Genomic DNA, 14,643 nt, shown 5'->3' with positions numbered 1-14,643 from the left:
CTCGCGCACCCGCGCCCGTACCCGCATGCCGGCCCCGCCCGTTCGCGGAGCCGGCGTCCGTCCTCGCCGGGTCCCGGCCGTCACGTCGACCCGCGCTCGAAGGGCCGGCCGAGCGCGCCGGGCTCCCGGTGCTGGGTGGTGAACAGCAGCATGGCGAGGAGCGCGAGCAGATACGGGGCCGCGACGAGCAGCTGGGCGTTGAGGGTGACACCGAGCGCCGGGAGCGCCAGGCGCATCGCGTCGGAGAGGCCGAACACCAGGCAGCCGAGCATGGTCCGGCCGAGCCGCCACGCCCCGAAGATCACCGCGGCGATGACGATGTATCCGCGCCCGGCGGTCATGTTCTGGTTGAACGATCCGACCTCGCCGACCGCGAGGTACGCGCCACCGAGACCGGCCAGTACGCCGCACCACAGCAGAGCCTGCCGGCGCCGCATGTTCACCTTGATGCCTGTGACGTCGGCGGCCTGGGGGTTCTCCCCCACCGCCCGCAGTTCCAGGCCCCAGCGGCTGCGCTCCACCAGCCACCAGGTGAGCGGGATCAGCGCGAGCAGCAGGAAGGCGGGCCAGCGTTCGGAGAACAGCGGCTTGCCGATGAGCGGGATGTCCTGCAGCAGCGGGATGGACAGCATCCCGACCTGGTGCGAGACGAACTCGTTCGTCGTGATCAGGTAGCTCGTCAGCCCCAGCACCAGCGCGTTCAGCACCAGGCCGACGACGAAGGTGTTGATCTGCGCCCGGTGGGAGAGGTTGCCGTGCACGAAGCCGAGGACGAGGCCCGTGACCACGCCGGCCACAAGGCCGACGGTGGCACTGCCGGTCGCACTCGCGGTGGCGATCGAGGTGAACGCGGCGCCGAGCATCATCGCCTCGACGGAGATGTTCATGGTGCCGGCGCGCTCGGCCACGTACTCACCGCAGGCGGCGAACGCCAGTGGCACGGTCAGCCGGACACCGCTGGCGAGAATGGTGGTGGTGCTGTCCAGAACGCTCACGCGGCTGCCTTCACCTTGGTCGGGACGACGGACAGGTCGGGCGCCGCCTGCGGTGTGGCACCGCGACGCCTGCGGAAGAGGTCGACGAGGACGGGCGGCGCGACGAACGCGAGGACCAGCAGTGCTTTGACGACATCGACGAGGTAGTACGGCACGCCCGTGGCCGAGAGGAAATCGCCGCCCGCACGCAGCACGGCGAACACCAACGACACCGGGATCGCGACCAGGGGCCGGTTGCGCGCCACGAGCGCGACGAGCAGGCCGTCCCAGCCGAAGTTGTCCGAGAGCCCGGCCTGCAGGCGGTTGGTGCCGACCGGGCTGACCAGCAGCAGCCCGCCCGCCAGCCCGGCGAGGGCGCCGGACAGTGCCAGGGTGAAGCCGCCGAGCGCGGCCACCCTCACACCGGTGTGCTTGGCCGTCAGCGGATTCAGTCCGAGCATGCGCACCCGAAAGCCCCACCGGCTGCGGGTGAGGACCACAGCGACGCCGACCGCGGCGACGAGGGCGATGAACAGGCCCACGTTCAGCTGCACCGACGGGTACTGCCCGAAGCCGCCGAGCCGAGCGTTGGCCGGCAGGGGGTTGGACGCCGCGTCGGCGATCCCCGAGGAGCCCTGCGCGCTCTCCTGCAGGAACCAGGGGGTGCTGACCGCGAAGGTGACGAGCTGGATGGCGAGGAACGTCATCAGCAGGGTGCTCACCGGGACGTTGACGCCGCGGAAGCGGAGCATCAGAGCGCTGAGCGCGGCCCAGGCGCCACCGCCGACGGCCGCGGCGATCAGCACCACGACGACCAGCGTCGGGCCGGGCAGGGCCAGCCGCAGCCCGACCCAGGCTCCGACCAGGCCGCCGATGAGGACCTGTCCCTCCTGGCCGATGTTGAACGTGCCGGCGGACGCGCAGATGCACGCACCGACCGCGACCAGCAGCAGCGGCGCCGTATTGAGCAGCGTCGTCGTCCATCCCGTGGCGTCGGCCAGACTCCCGGTCCATATCGCGTCCGCCGAAGCACTCGGCGAGCCACCGGTCAGCACGAGCAGCAGCGCGGACGCGCCCGCGGCGACGGCGAGCAGCACGGCGGTCAGGCCCGCCGTCATCCAGCCATCGCGCCCGGGTCGAAGCCGGGCGAGGAAGCGCCGGGCGAGGTCGTCCCCGTTCGTCAGCGAGGCGGCACTCATGCGGCCTCACCGCCGACCAGCATGCCCAGGCGCTCGGGGGTCGCCTCCGAGACGGGGAGTGCTCCGGTGATCCGCCCGGACGAGATCACCGCGATCCAGGTCGCAAGGGCCATGACTTCCTCGAGTTCGGTGGAGATGAGCAGCACTCCGACGCCTTCGGCGGCCGCCTGGCGCAGTCGGGCGTACATGTCCTCGATGGCGCCGACGTCCAGCCCGTGGGTGGGCTGCGCGGCCACCAGGACGCTGGTGTGACCGGACAGTTCCCGGGCGAGCACGACGCGCTGCTGGTTGCCTCCGGAGAGGCTGCGCACCGGTGCGTCGAGCGAGGGAGCGATGATGTTGAACTCGTCCGCGAGGCGGCGGGCCTCGGCGAGCATCGCGCGCCGACGCAGCAGGAACCGGCCGCTGAGCTTGTCGAGCGACTTCATCGTCAGGTTTTCGGTGACACTCATGTCGAGGACGACGCCGCTTCGGTGCCGGTCCTCCGGCACGATGCCGAGACCGGCCTTCGCGAGCGCGCCGGGCCGGGTCACGTCGACCCCGCGGCCGGCGACCTCGACGGTGCCGGCAGTCGGCGCGAGAAGCCCGGCCAGGACCTCGCCGAGCACCGCCTGGCCGCTGCCCTCGACGCCGTAGAGGGCGCAGATCTCGCCCGCGCCCACGGTCAGATCGATTCCTTCCAGAGCCCTGACCCCGCCTTTTTCGACGGTGAGGCCGGCGAGGCGCAGGACGGGCGGCTGCCGGTCGTGCGCCCCGCCTTCGGCAGTACGTGTCTTCTGCACCGGAAGCAGGCCGAGGGCGGCGGCCTCGTCGTGCAGCGACACGTCCCGGCCCACCATCTGGCGGGCCAGTTCCGGCGCGGTGGTCTCGGCGGTGACCGCCCGGAAGGCGACACGGCCCTTGCGCAGGACCGTCACCCGGTCCGTGGCCTGCACGATCTCGGCGAGCTTGTGGCTGATGAGGATGACGGCGCGCCCCTCCTCCTGCACCACCCGGCCGAGCACGGCGAACAGTTCCTGCGACTCGGCCTGGGTCAGCACCGAGGTGGGCTCGTCCAGGATCAGGATCTGAGGGTTGCGCCGCAGGCACTTGACCACCTCGACGCGCTGCCGCTCGCCCGCCGCGAGCGCATCGACGCGCGCTTCGGGGTCGACCGGCAGCCCGTATCGCGCGGCGACCTCGGCGATGTCGGCGCAGATGGCCTGCTTGTTCACTGGGCCGGTGTCGCCGAGCGCGACGTTCTCCCACACGGTGAGCCCGTTGATGAGGCTGAAATGCTGGTGCACCATGCCGATGCCCAGCTCGGCCGCTTCCTGCGGACTGTCCAGCGCGACCTGTTCACCGCGCACCAGCACGGTGCCGGCGTCGCGCCGGATCAGTCCGAGCAGGACCTTCATGAGAGTGGACTTGCCCGCGCCGTTCTCGCCCAGGAGACCGTGGATCTCGCCGGCGTCGACGGTGAGGTCCACGGCGTCGCAAGCCGTGACGGACCCGTAGGACTTGGTGATGCCGCGCAGCTCTAGGATCCGAGCCGCTGAGGTCGTCGGTGTCATCGCGTGTGAATCTCCTGGGTCGGTGTCGGCACGGTCAGCCGAGGCGCTTGACCTCGGCCTCCGGGTCGATCTCCTTGCTGCCGATCTTCTTCATGAACTGCGCCAGCTGCTGGTCCTCGTCGCCCTGGCCCTTGCAGATCTTCACGGTCGGGAAGGGGTCGACCCCCAACTGCCACACGCGCGGCGTCCCCATCTTCAGGTCGTCCTTGGCGAAGTCCTCCAGCGCGGCGCGGAAGTAGTCACCCGGGCTGAAGATCACCGAGATGTCGAACTTCGGGCTGGTCGAGTCGCACCGGTCGGTGCCCGGGGTGAGGGTCAGCACGCCGCCTGCGTTCGCCACCTGCGCCGCGGCGTCGGTCGCGCCCCCGAGGTAGGGGTAGATGACCTTGGCGCCCTGGCTGATCTGGGCCTGGATGGCCTCCTTGGCCTTCGCCGAGTCGTTGAAGTCACCGGTGTAGGTGCTCACCAGGGTGGCCGACGGGACGACCTCCCGGATCCCGGCCAGGAAGGCCTTGGCTCCCAGGACACTGAAGTCGGCCTTGATGCCGGTGACGAACCCGGCCTTGGTGTAGCCGGCCGCCTTCATCTTCAGGCCCGCGGCGTAGCCGGCGGCGAGCATCGACTGGTTGGGGTTGTCGGAGGACAGCATGATCCGCGGGGTCTGGTCGATGTTCGCCGACGACGGCACATACCAGGCGGTCTTGGCGCAGACCGGCTCCTCGGAGGCCGGGATGGCCGCCTTGAGCTCGCTGGCGGCCAGCGCGACCATGTCGACGTGCTGCTGGCACAGCGCGCGTGCCGCACTCAGCGCGTCGCTCGCGGGCACGCTGCCGCGCTTGATGACCGTCCAGCCCTTTTCCTTGGCGAAGGCGTCGGCCGAGTCGACGAAACTCTCGTAGTAGCCGCGGTCGTTGATGTCGCCGGGACTGAGGACACCTATGACGACCTTGCCGTCGCTGTTGACATCGGGCTCGTTGAGGCCTGAGCCGCCGCTGCTGCCGCTCGCCGCGGCGGTCGTCTTGGGTGCCGTCGCCTCATTGCTGGCGCAGCCGGACAGCGCGAGGGCTCCTGTGAGGGCGAGGCCGAGGCCGAGCGCCGCCCGACAACGCCAGAGAGATCTACCTGCAGTCATGGTGCGGTTCCATTCGCTGGGTGGCACCGCCTCGTCGAGGCGGTGGTGAGTCGGGGGGGTTGGTTAGTCGGGGGGGTTGGTGAGTCGGGGGGGTTGGTGAGTCGGGGGGGTTGGTGAGTCGGGGGGTGGTGAGTCGGGGGAGGTCAGTTGGCGGACCTGTCAGCCCGGTCGAGCTCGGCGTAGGAGACACGCTCCTGGTGGAAGAGGGAGTCCTCCCCCGCGGCGACGAACCACGGGAAACCCATCCGCCCGACCGCTCGGACCCGGGTGGGGTCGACGCGGTCCGGGGCGGACATGATCGAGTCGTCGGTGGTGATGCAGACGACCTCGGCGAGCAAGAGGTGCACGCCCGAGAAGCAGGAAGCGTGGTCGCCGCGGTCGATCACCTCGTGCACACGGCACTCCAGGTGCGCGGGGCTGTCGGCCAGTGACGGCGTGTCGACCACCTGTGAGGGCACCGGTCGCCAGTCGGCGACATCCATCTCGCTGACGCCGCGGGGGTACTCACGGGCCACCGCCTCGATGTGCTCGGCGATCTCGACGGTGGTGACGTTGACGACGAACTCGCCCGTGCGCTCGATGTTGAGCCAGGTGTCCTTCGGCTGAGGGGTGCCCTCCCGCTGGGCGCCGATGGTGACCGCGATCAACGGCGGTTCGCCGCTGACCGGCATGTAGTAGCTGTACGGCGCGACGTTGACCCCTCCGTCCGGATCGAGCGTGGTGATCATCGCGATCGGCCGCGGTACCACCAGTTGCGAGAGCAGGCCCTGCTTGTGGGCCGGGGAGCGTCCGGACATGTGGATGACGTTCAACGGGGGGTCTCCTTTACCGGGTGGCCGCCGGCTCCGTCGGCCAGGTCGGACGGGGCGTGATCCCGGCGCGCCGCAAGAGTGCGGCGGATCGCTCGGCGGCGGCCTCGGCGACGGCGGCGAGGTCGATGCCGGTCGGTCGCCGGTCGCGGACGACCACGCGGCCGTCGACCAGCACGTCACGGACGGTGCGCGATACGTGGCCCCATACGAGCTGGCGGGCGAGGTCGCCGCGGGGCGTCCAGGCGGGGTCGCCGGCGTCGAGCACGACGATGTCGGCGGCCTTGCCAACCTCGAGGGAGCCGATCCGCTCGCCGAGACCGATCGCCTCGGCACCGTCGACCGTCGCGAGCGCGAACGCCTGCTCGGCGCGGATCGGGTCGGGCAGGTCACGGTCGCGTTCGAGGCCGGCGAACAGGTAGGCGGCCAGGAAGACGTCCGGGGCGTCGCCGGCGTTGTGGGCATCGCAGCCGAGTGCCACCCGGCCGCCCCGGCGCACCAGCTCGGCGTGGCGCGACGCACGTGTATAGCCCTGGGCGAGACGCAGGTAGGCCCCCGGACAGGCGGCGACCGCGGTACGGGTCTCGAGGATCGCGTCGACCTCCGCGTCGTCGAGCCACACGGCGTGCCCCAGCAGCAGGCGCGGGCCGAGTACTCCCAGCTCGCCGAAGTGGACCACCGGCCGGCGCCCGCAGCGCTTGGCGTAGGCCTCGACGTCGGCGGGTCCCGGCGAGACGTGCCAGGTCAGTCCGGTGTCGAGCCGCTCGGCCAGGCTCGCCGCTCCGGCGAAGAGCTCGTCGCTCGCGAGGTCGTGGCCGACGAGCGTCACCCACCCGGTGACCGGGCCGGTGGTCGGCAGGGACCGGACGATGTCCTCCTGCCGGGCGAGCACCTCGTCGGCGGGCGCGCCGAACGGCACGCCCTCGGCGTCCCAGCCCCAGCCGCCGACCCGCGCGCGGATGCCCGCGGCGCCCAGCCCCGCTGCGACTCGTTCCGGGTAGGCCACCGTGCCCGGTTCCAGCACCGTGGTGATGCCGCGGGACAGGCACTCTACGGCGGTGATGGTCGCGGCCAGTTCGTCGTCGTCACCGTCGGCGTGGGCATGCAGCGGGACGATCCAGTCGAAGATCGACTCCTGCGAGCCGATGTGGTCCGGGATCGTGCTGCGCACGAGGGGGTCGACGGTCGTGTGCTGGTGGGCGTCGATCAGGCCCGGGACCACGACACAGCCCGACGCGTCGATCTCCCGCGCACCCGGGAAGCGGGCGCGCAGGTCCTCGGCCGTGCCGAGCGCGGCGATGCCGTCCCCTGACACGGCGACCGTCGCACCGGTGAGGACCCGCCGGGCGGAGTCCATCGTGACGACGTCGCCGCCCACGATCAGCAGGTCGGTCATGGCTCGATCACGACCTTGCCGATGGTGTCGCGGGCGCCGAGCACGTCCCAGGCGTCGGCGAGATCCTCGAGCGGGAACCGGGCGGCCGTAGGCAGGTGCAGGCGGTCGGCGAAGCAGGCTGACGTGGCGGCGACGAAGTCGGCAGAGGTGTAGCCGCCGGTGCCCAGCAGTTTCAGGCCTCGGTGGAAGACCTCTTGGAGCGAGAAGGACACCTGGTCGCCGCTGGTGTTGCCCATCAGGAGCAGACGCCCTCGGATGCCGAGGCAGTCCAGTGAGGTGCGCCAGGTGTCGGTGCCGACGTGGTCCAGGACCAGGTCCGCTCCGGCGCCGTCGGTGAAGATCGACACCGTTTTCACCGCGTCCGGCTCCCCGTTGCGCAGCACCAGGTCCGCGCCGGCCGCGCGGGCCGCGGCCCGCTTCTCGTCGCTCCCGGCGAAGGCGACGACCGAGGCACCGGCCCGCTTGGCCAGCGCGATGGCCGCCAGGCTGACGGCGCTCGCGCCCCCGTGCACGACGAGGGTCTCACCGGCGGAGAGTGACCCGACGGTGTGCACCGCGTGCCACGCCGTCGCGAAGGCGGTGGGCAGGGTGACGGCCGCGGCGAGCGGCAGGGACTCGGGGACCTGGACGACCGATTCCGCGGATGCCAGTACGTATTCGGCCAGCGCGCCAGGGGCGTTGCCGCCGAGGATGCGCGGTCTGACGCAGTACGCACGGTCGCCCACCGCGCAGCGCGGGCAACTGCCGCAGCCCTGGGTGGGATCGGCGATGACCCGGTCGCCGGGGACGACGGAGCCGACCGCGGATCCGGTCGCCACCACCGTTCCGGCGAAGTCCATGCCCGGCACGTGCGGAAGGCGGAAGCCGGGGATCAGCCCCGGCCCCTTTCGCTGCAGCAGGTCCAGGCGGTTCAGTCCGCAGTACGCGACCTCGACGACAACGTCACGCGGTCCGCACACCGGCTCCGGGACGTCCTGCGGGGACACGACCTCGGTTCCCCCGAAATCGGTCTGCACCATCGCTCGCACCGCGGCCCTCCTCACCTCAGCCGTCTCGCATTGCGAGGCGGTGGAACGTATTGTGAGGCAACTCTGCCCATGCCGACCAGTGCTGTCAACGCTCCTGTGGAAAAACTGGGTTTCGTCGGCGTTTCGCCCGCTCGTACGGCTCACAGCGCGGGCCGCGGGCTGGAGGCGGGTACGGACGCATGCGCCGCGCCACCCCGGCGGCACAGCGAATGGCGGATCAGTATCCGGCTGAAACCGGCTCGTCGTCGCCGCGCAGCCGCTGGTCGTCGGCGGCGAGCAGGTCGAGCGCGGCGAGCGCCAGGTGCAACTCCGCCGAGGCGGCGGGAAGCAGAGGGTCCGTGCCGAGGAGGTTCTTGATCTGGCGAACCCGGTAGCCCACCGAGTTGCGGTGGAGATGGAGCTGTTCGGAGACGCTCTGCCGACTGCCTCTCTCGGCCAGCCAGGCACGCAGGGTCGCCATCAGCTCCGGACGCTGCCGGATCGGCCCGAGGTGCGCCTCGGCATACGCCTCGAGGTCCGCGCGGGGGAGGGGCAGCAGCACCCGCACCACTCCGCAGCGGTCGAAGGTGAGCAGTGGGACGCGCCGGGTCCGGGCCAGACCGAGCAGCCGTTCGGCCTCGGTGAAGGACCGGGCCAGACCTACGGTCGAGTCGGGGTGGGAGCCGCTCGCCGCGACGACGTGGTCACCGGCGGACTCGTCGCCGGTCATGAGGCGCAGCCGGCTTTGCAGGCGGGCGAGCACGACCTCGCCCGGCACCACCGTCCACGCCGTGCGCGCCTCCTGCTGCACAGGGTGCTCGAGCCAGGTGAGCGCGGTGGACCAGGCGCGCAGGCGGGAGCCGCCGTAGTGCAGTACGGCACCGGCCAGCGCTCGCTGCAGATCGATCCCCAGCCCCGCGGCCGCCGCGCCCACCGAGGGGCTCACCGTCCCGGACCGCAGCGCGGCGACGACATCGGCCGGTGTGTGCCGCGGCGAGACCTCGGCCAAGCCGTCCCCTGCGCGCACGGCGTCGATGCGCAGCGCGGTGACGGCGGCACCGGCCAGCGCCTGCACGCGCGGATCACCGGGACCGACGGTCAGCAGCACACCGGCCACGGTCGTCCCCGCACGCACGGGCAGCGCCGTGGCCCGCAGCCCGTCGAGCGTGTCGACCACCGGTCCGGTCACGCCGGCGAGCACGCCGTCCGCCACCGTGGCCGGCACTCCCGCGCCGCCGTCGGTGCTCGCCAGCACCGCGCCCTCGGCGGACAGCAGGCGCACAGGCCGGCCGGTCGCCCGGCACAGTGCGATGAGCACGTCCGAGCGCGCGGCGCCGGCGAGCACGGCCTCGGTCAGTTCCCGCTCCAGCACGGCGGGTTCGGCGTCCGGCCGCGCCCTCTCCCGGGCCGGTCCGGACCGCGCTTCGGCGATGGTTCCCATGGTGTCGGGTCTCAGCGGGCCAGCAACCGGATGGCCACGCCCTTCTCCTGGGTGTACTCGCGCAGCGCTCCGTACCCGCCGCCCTGACTGAAGCCGCTGTCCTTCTGCATGTTGAAGGGGAAGCCGATCACTCCCGCGTCGTGGAACTGGTTGACCGCCACCTGCCCGGAGCGGACGTCCTTCGCCAGCCGCAGCGCCCGGGAGACGTCGTTGGTCCAGATGCAGGCCAGCAGGCCGAAGTCCGTCGCGTTCATCAGCTCGGTCGCCTCGGCCGTGTCGCTGAACGACTGGACGGCGAGAACCGGACCGAAGACCTCCTCGCGGGCGATGCGCATGCCCGCGTCCACACGGTCGTACACGGTGGGCTGGACGAACCACCCGTCGCCGGTGGGTGCGCCGCCGGTGACCAGCCGCGCGCCCTCGCGAGGCGCGTCCTCGAGGAAGCCGCTGACGCGGGCGAACTGCGCGGCGCTGACCAGCGGCCCCATGTCCAGGTCGGCTTCCCAGGGCCCGGTCTTGACCGCGGCCATGGCGGCGGCGACCCGCTCCACGACCTCGTCGTGCACCGAGGCCTGAACGAGCAGCCGGGAACCGGCGTAGCAGTTCTGCCCCGCGTTCTCGGTGATCGAGGCGACGACCGCCTCGATCGCCGTGTCGAGGTCGGCGTCGGCGAACAGCACGTTCGGCGACTTGCCGCCGAGCTCGAGCTTCACCGGGACGAGGTTCTGCGCGGCGGCCGCCATGATCGCCCGCCCGGTCGCGGTGGAGCCGACGAAGCTGATGTGGTCGACGCCCGGGTGCGAGGTCAGCGCGACGCCCGCCTCGGGGCCGCCCGCGACGACGTTGATCACCCCTGGCGGGAAGCCTGCGCGGCGGGCGAGTTCGGCGAATGCGAACGGGGCCAGCGGCGCGATCTCGGACGGCTTGAGGACGACCGTGTTGCCCGCGGCGAGCGCCGGCGCGACGTTCGCGGCGGTGAGCACGGCGGGCACGTTCCACGGGATGACGACGGCGCACACGCCGTACGGCTCGGGAACCGTGTAGCCCAGGTAGTCGGGGCTGCGGGTCGGCAGCGTGACCCCGGTGAGCTTGTCGGCCGCGCCGGCGAAGTAGTTGATGATGTCGTGGGCGATGTAGATGTTCGTCCGGCCCCCGGACAGTGGCTTGCCCACGTCCTGAGCCTCTACGGCCGCCAGCGCCTCGACGTCGGCGAGGATCAGGTCGGCCCAGCGCCGGATCAGTGCCCCGCGCTCGCTGGGGCTGGTCGCCGCCCAGACAGGGAAGGCGCGGCGCGCCGCGGCGACCGCGTCGTCGACATCGGCTCCGCCCGACCGGGCCACCTTGGTGATCACCTGTTGAGTGGCCGGATCGACGATGTCCAGGGTGCCGCCGTCGCGGGCCGCGACCCACTCGCCGTCGATGAAGTGCTGGGAGGAAGGGAAGTCAACAGCCGCCATACGTGAACCTTGACCGACCCTGTCACGCATGTCAATATGCGATCTCGTTATGTGAGTCGGTGAGTCACCGAGGAGGCCCTGTGCGCGCCACCGCCGCTCTGCTGGAGCAACCCGGACAGCCATTCGTCCTGACCGAGGTGGACCTGGACGCGCCCCGTCCCGACGAGGTGCTCGTCCGCGTCGCCGGCGTCGGCATCTGCGGCACCGACCTCGAGTTCGCCACCTTCTTCCCCACGCCGGCGCTGCTCGGGCACGAGGGGTCGGGTGTCGTCGAGAAGGTCGGCGCGCACGTCACCTCCGTACGCCCGGGCGACGCCGTCGCCATGTCCTTCGCGTCGTGCGGCACGTGCGCGCTGTGCCGCACCGGCTCGCCCGCCTACTGCCGCAGTTTCGACGCGGTGAACTTCTCCGGCCGCCGGCCCGACGGCTCCACCGCGGTGACCCATGAGGGGCGGGAGGTCAACGCCCACTTCCTCGGCCAGTCGTCGTTCGCCAGCCACGTCGTCGCACCGGAGCGGGCGGTGGTCAGGATCGACCCGTCGTTGGACCTGTTGCGGGCCGGACCCTTCGGCTGCGGCTTCCAGACCGGCGCCGGCGGCGTGCTCAATGTGCTGCAGCCGCGCCCCGGCTCGTCGATCGCGATCTTCGGGGCAGGGGCTGTCGGCGTGGCCGCCGTCATCGCCGCCTCGCTGAGCGGCTGCGCGGTCGTCGCCGCCGTAGACGTGAACCCGGCCAAGCTGGAGGCGGCCCGCGGTTCCGGCGCCACGCACACCGTCGACTCCTCGGCCGGGTCGGCCGCCGAGCAGCTGGCCGCTCTCCTCCCCGAGGGGTTCGACTTCGTGATCGACACCACCGGGCGCGAGGACGTCCTGCGCACCGCGGTGGAGTCTCTCGGGCCGCTCGGTCGCGCCGGTGTCATCGGCATCGGCCCGAGCGAGTCGATGAGCTTCGAGTGGCGCAGCATCCTCAACGGGCGCACCGTCACCGGCATCATCGCCGGGTCCAGCCTGCCGCAGCTGTTCCTGCCGAAGCTGCTCGAGCTCAACGCCAAGGGGCAGTTCCCGGTCGAGAAGATGATCACCTACTTCCCGTTCGAGCAGATCAACGAGGCCGTCGCGGCGGTCCGGTCGGGCTCGGTCGGCAAAGCCGTGCTGACCTTCTGAAAGCCGTGCCGAGCTTCTGAAAGCCGTGCTGAGCTTCTGAAGCGTCGTCCACGAGGCGTTGTCGCACACGGCGGCAGCACCTTAGGGTGACCCGACGCCGATGAGGCAGCAGACATCCGGTGGCGCGGCCGGACAACACCGCGCAGAAGACACGAGCACGTGGAGCGTGCCCACCATGTCCGCCGAAACGTCCGCCGAAACGTCCGCCGACATCGACTTCGACCACCACTCCGCCGAGGCCAACGCCGATCCGGTCGCCTACTACGCGCGCTTCCGCGAGTCCTGCCCGGTAGGCCGTTCTACCGCCCACGGCGGCTTCACCTACACGACGCGGTATGCCGACGTGGCCCGCATCGCCCGCGACGACGCGACGTTCTCCTCGGCCCGCAGCGACCACGGCGGCCAGGGGGTCGGCATCGTCATCCCCAAGGGACCGGGGCTCGATCAGTATCCGATCGAGCTCGACCCGCCGCGGTCGACCGAGTACCGGCAACTGATCAACCCGCTGCTCACTCCGGAGGCGGTCGAGCGGCTGGTGCCCATGATCGAGCGCCACGCGGCCCGTATCGTGGACGACTTCGTCGAGCTCGGCTCCTGCGACTTCGTCCGTGACCTCACCAACCCGCTGCCGGCCGCGGTGACCTTGGACTGGCTCGGTTTCCCCGAGGAGGACTGGGCGAAGCTGGCCGGGCCGATCCACGACATCTTCGCCGCACCGGCCGCCAGCGAGCGCGCCGTGCGCGGGGCCGCCGGACTGGCCTACATGGATCAGCGCATCCGCGAGCTGATCGCCGAGCGCCGCTCCGCGCCACAGGACGACGCGGTCAGCGCACTGGTGGCCGGCCGGCGCGCCGACGGCAGCGAGTTCGGCGAGGACGAGCTGGTGTCGGTGACCGGCCTGCTCATCGCCGGCGGCGTCGACACCACCACCTCCCTGACCGGTTCGACCCTCGTCCACCTCGCTCGCCACCCCGAGCAGCGCCAGAGGCTGATCGACTCCCCCGATCTGCTGGACACCGCGACCGAGGAGTTCCTGCGCGCCTTCGCCCCGTCGCAATCGATGGCGCGCACGGTCACCGGGGACGTCGAGGTCGCCGGCTGCCCGATGCACGCGGGCGACCGGGTGCTGATCCCGTGGGTCGCCGCGAACCACGACCCCTCCGTCTTCCCCGACCCCGAGCAGGTACGGCTGGACCGCGACGCCAGCCGGCACCTCAGCTTCGGGATCGGATCCCACCGGTGCGCCGGCGCGCACCTCGCCCGAGCCATGTTCCGCGCGATGATGACGCAGGTCCTGACCCGACTGCCCGACTACCGGGTGATCGACGAGGGGCTCGTCGCCTACCCGACGCGCGGCAACCAGTCCGGCTGGGACGCGATCCCGGCGGTCTTCACGCCCGGTCCCCGGGCGAGGGCAGCGGCAGGCTCGGTCCGCGCGCTGAACACGCCCACCCCACTGCGGGTGACCGCGGTGCGCGCCGCAGCGCAGGACGTCCTCGCCGTCGACCTCGGCCTGCCGGACGGAGGCGAACTCCCCGCGTGGCGGCCCGGCGCGCACGTCGAGCTGCGTCTTCCCTCGGGCAGGCTGCGTCAGTACTCGCTGTGCGGTGACCCCGCCGACACCACGACGTGGCGCATCGGCGTCCTGCGCGAGCCCCAGGGCCGGGGCGGGTCGGCCGAACTCCATGAACTCGCCCGCCCGGGAGCCACCTTCGCGGTACGCGGGCCGCGCAACCACTTCCCGCTCACGCCGGCGCCGTCCTACCTGTTCCTCGCCGGCGGCATCGGCGTCACACCGATCCTCGCCATGGTCCGCGAGGCCGCCGGACGCGGAACGCCCTTCACCGTCGTGTACGGCGGCCGCACCCGCTCGACGATGGCGTTCGCCGACGAACTCGCCGCCGTCGCCGGCGACGCGCTCACCCTGCTCCCGCAGGACGAGGCCGGGCTGCCGGACCTCCCCCGGCTGCTGGGCGAGCTGGACGCGGACACCGCCGTCTTCGCGTGCGGGCCGGCGCCGATGCTGGCGGCCGTCGAGCGTGAGTGCGCCCGCCTGGACCTCACCGACCGGCTGCATCTGGAGCGCTTCACGGCCGGCGACGACCTCGAGACGGCGTTCGACGCCACGGAGAACCGGACCTTCGCGGTCCAGCTCGCACGCACGGGAGTCACGCTCACCGTGCCGGCCGACCGCCGCCTCATCGAAGTCCTGCGCGATGCCGTGAGCGGCCTGTCCTACGACTGCGAGAAGGGATACTGCGGCGCCTGCGAGACCCGGGTGCTCGCCGGGGCGCCGGAGCACCGGGACTCCGTGCTCAGCGACGAGGAACGGCTTGCCGGGCGCAGCATGATGATCTGTGTCGGCCGGTGTCAGGGCGACCGACTCGTCCTCGACCTCTGAGCCGTCCTCGACCTCTGAGCCGTCTCCGGCCTGTGAGCCGTCAGCCGGCCGGCTGCGCGCGGGTACGACAGCGGACGCCACGTTCGCCGTGGGACTCGCGCGGTAGCCGGG

The 14,643-nt window shown here is 71.8% G+C and carries 11 protein-coding genes; 2 read left to right on the top strand and 9 right to left on the bottom strand.

Annotated elements, in window-relative coordinates:
- Nucleotides 1-80: 80 nt before the first annotated feature.
- The 9 genes from CLM62_RS03565 to CLM62_RS03525 form a co-directional block, all read right to left on the bottom strand.
- The gene (locus CLM62_RS03565; RefSeq protein WP_095748409.1) at nucleotides 81-995 is read right to left on the bottom strand and encodes an ABC transporter permease; all 915 of its coding nucleotides are present in this window, start codon (nucleotides 993-995) and stop codon (nucleotides 81-83) included.
- A complete protein-coding gene (locus CLM62_RS03560) occupies nucleotides 992-2,173 on the bottom strand; it encodes an ABC transporter permease (RefSeq protein WP_218835551.1) in 1,182 nt (393 codons plus the stop codon). Before CLM62_RS03560 ends, CLM62_RS03565 begins: the two co-directional genes overlap by 4 nt.
- Nucleotides 2,170-3,726, bottom strand: a complete 1,557-nt coding sequence (locus CLM62_RS03555) for an ABC transporter ATP-binding protein (protein ID WP_095748408.1) — start codon at nucleotides 3,724-3,726, stop codon at nucleotides 2,170-2,172. Before CLM62_RS03555 ends, CLM62_RS03560 begins: the two co-directional genes overlap by 4 nt.
- 34 nt (nucleotides 3,727-3,760) lie before the next feature.
- Complete coding sequence (locus CLM62_RS03550) at nucleotides 3,761-4,858, bottom strand: BMP family ABC transporter substrate-binding protein (RefSeq protein ID WP_095748407.1); 1,098 nt, start codon at nucleotides 4,856-4,858, stop codon at nucleotides 3,761-3,763.
- 143 nt (nucleotides 4,859-5,001) lie between these two features.
- On the bottom strand, nucleotides 5,002-5,670 hold the full coding sequence (locus tag CLM62_RS03545; protein WP_095748406.1) for a flavin reductase family protein: 669 nt from the start codon (nucleotides 5,668-5,670) through the stop codon (nucleotides 5,002-5,004).
- A gap of 13 nt (nucleotides 5,671-5,683) precedes the next feature.
- On the bottom strand, nucleotides 5,684-7,063 hold the full coding sequence (locus CLM62_RS03540; protein WP_095748405.1) for an amidohydrolase family protein: 1,380 nt from the start codon (nucleotides 7,061-7,063) through the stop codon (nucleotides 5,684-5,686).
- Complete coding sequence (locus tag CLM62_RS03535) at nucleotides 7,060-8,082, bottom strand: alcohol dehydrogenase catalytic domain-containing protein (protein WP_095748404.1); 1,023 nt, start codon at nucleotides 8,080-8,082, stop codon at nucleotides 7,060-7,062. The genes CLM62_RS03540 and CLM62_RS03535 overlap by 4 nt, the downstream gene beginning before the upstream one ends.
- 226 nt (nucleotides 8,083-8,308) lie before the next feature.
- Complete coding sequence (locus CLM62_RS03530; protein ID WP_095748403.1) at nucleotides 8,309-9,511, bottom strand: CdaR family transcriptional regulator; 1,203 nt, start codon at nucleotides 9,509-9,511, stop codon at nucleotides 8,309-8,311.
- An 11-nt stretch (nucleotides 9,512-9,522) separates the two neighbouring features.
- Nucleotides 9,523-10,968, bottom strand: coding sequence for an aldehyde dehydrogenase (locus CLM62_RS03525; protein WP_095748402.1), 1,446 nt, complete (start codon nucleotides 10,966-10,968; stop codon nucleotides 9,523-9,525).
- Between the two features lie 80 nt (nucleotides 10,969-11,048).
- Here CLM62_RS03525 and CLM62_RS03520 point away from each other — a divergent pair, with 80 nt between their 5' ends.
- Together CLM62_RS03520 and CLM62_RS03515 are read left to right on the top strand one after the other, a co-directional pair.
- Nucleotides 11,049-12,131, top strand: coding sequence for an NAD(P)-dependent alcohol dehydrogenase (locus CLM62_RS03520; RefSeq protein ID WP_095748401.1), 1,083 nt, complete (start codon nucleotides 11,049-11,051; stop codon nucleotides 12,129-12,131).
- A 175-nt stretch (nucleotides 12,132-12,306) separates the two neighbouring features.
- On the top strand, nucleotides 12,307-14,532 hold the full coding sequence (locus CLM62_RS03515) for a cytochrome P450 (protein ID WP_179381921.1): 2,226 nt from the start codon (nucleotides 12,307-12,309) through the stop codon (nucleotides 14,530-14,532).
- Nucleotides 14,533-14,643 lie beyond the last annotated feature (111 nt).

It is taken from the genome of Streptomyces sp. SA15, from assembly GCF_002291145.1.
Taxonomy (GTDB): domain Bacteria; phylum Actinomycetota; class Actinomycetes; order Streptomycetales; family Streptomycetaceae; genus Streptomyces.
This window is presented reverse-complemented; position numbering and strand designations above follow the sequence as displayed.

What these genes read in the sequence shown, in the direction of transcription:
- CLM62_RS03560 (WP_218835551.1), bottom strand. Translation starts at nt 2,173, where the DNA reads ATGAGTGCCGCCTCGCTGACGAACGGGGACGACCTCGCCCGGCGCTTC.
- CLM62_RS03555 (WP_095748408.1), bottom strand. Translation starts at nt 3,726, where the DNA reads ATGACACCGACGACCTCAGCGGCTCGGATCCTAGAGCTGCGCGGCATC.
- CLM62_RS03550 (WP_095748407.1), bottom strand. Translation starts at nt 4,858, where the DNA reads ATGACTGCAGGTAGATCTCTCTGGCGTTGTCGGGCGGCGCTCGGCCTC.
- CLM62_RS03540 (WP_095748405.1), bottom strand. Translation starts at nt 7,063, where the DNA reads ATGACCGACCTGCTGATCGTGGGCGGCGACGTCGTCACGATGGACTCC.
- CLM62_RS03535 (WP_095748404.1), bottom strand. Translation starts at nt 8,082, where the DNA reads ATGGTGCAGACCGATTTCGGGGGAACCGAGGTCGTGTCCCCGCAGGAC.
- CLM62_RS03530 (WP_095748403.1), bottom strand. Translation starts at nt 9,511, where the DNA reads ATGGGAACCATCGCCGAAGCGCGGTCCGGACCGGCCCGGGAGAGGGCG.
- CLM62_RS03525 (WP_095748402.1), bottom strand. Translation starts at nt 10,968, where the DNA reads ATGGCGGCTGTTGACTTCCCTTCCTCCCAGCACTTCATCGACGGCGAG.
- CLM62_RS03515 (WP_179381921.1), top strand. Translation starts at nt 12,307, where the DNA reads ATGTCCGCCGAAACGTCCGCCGAAACGTCCGCCGACATCGACTTCGAC.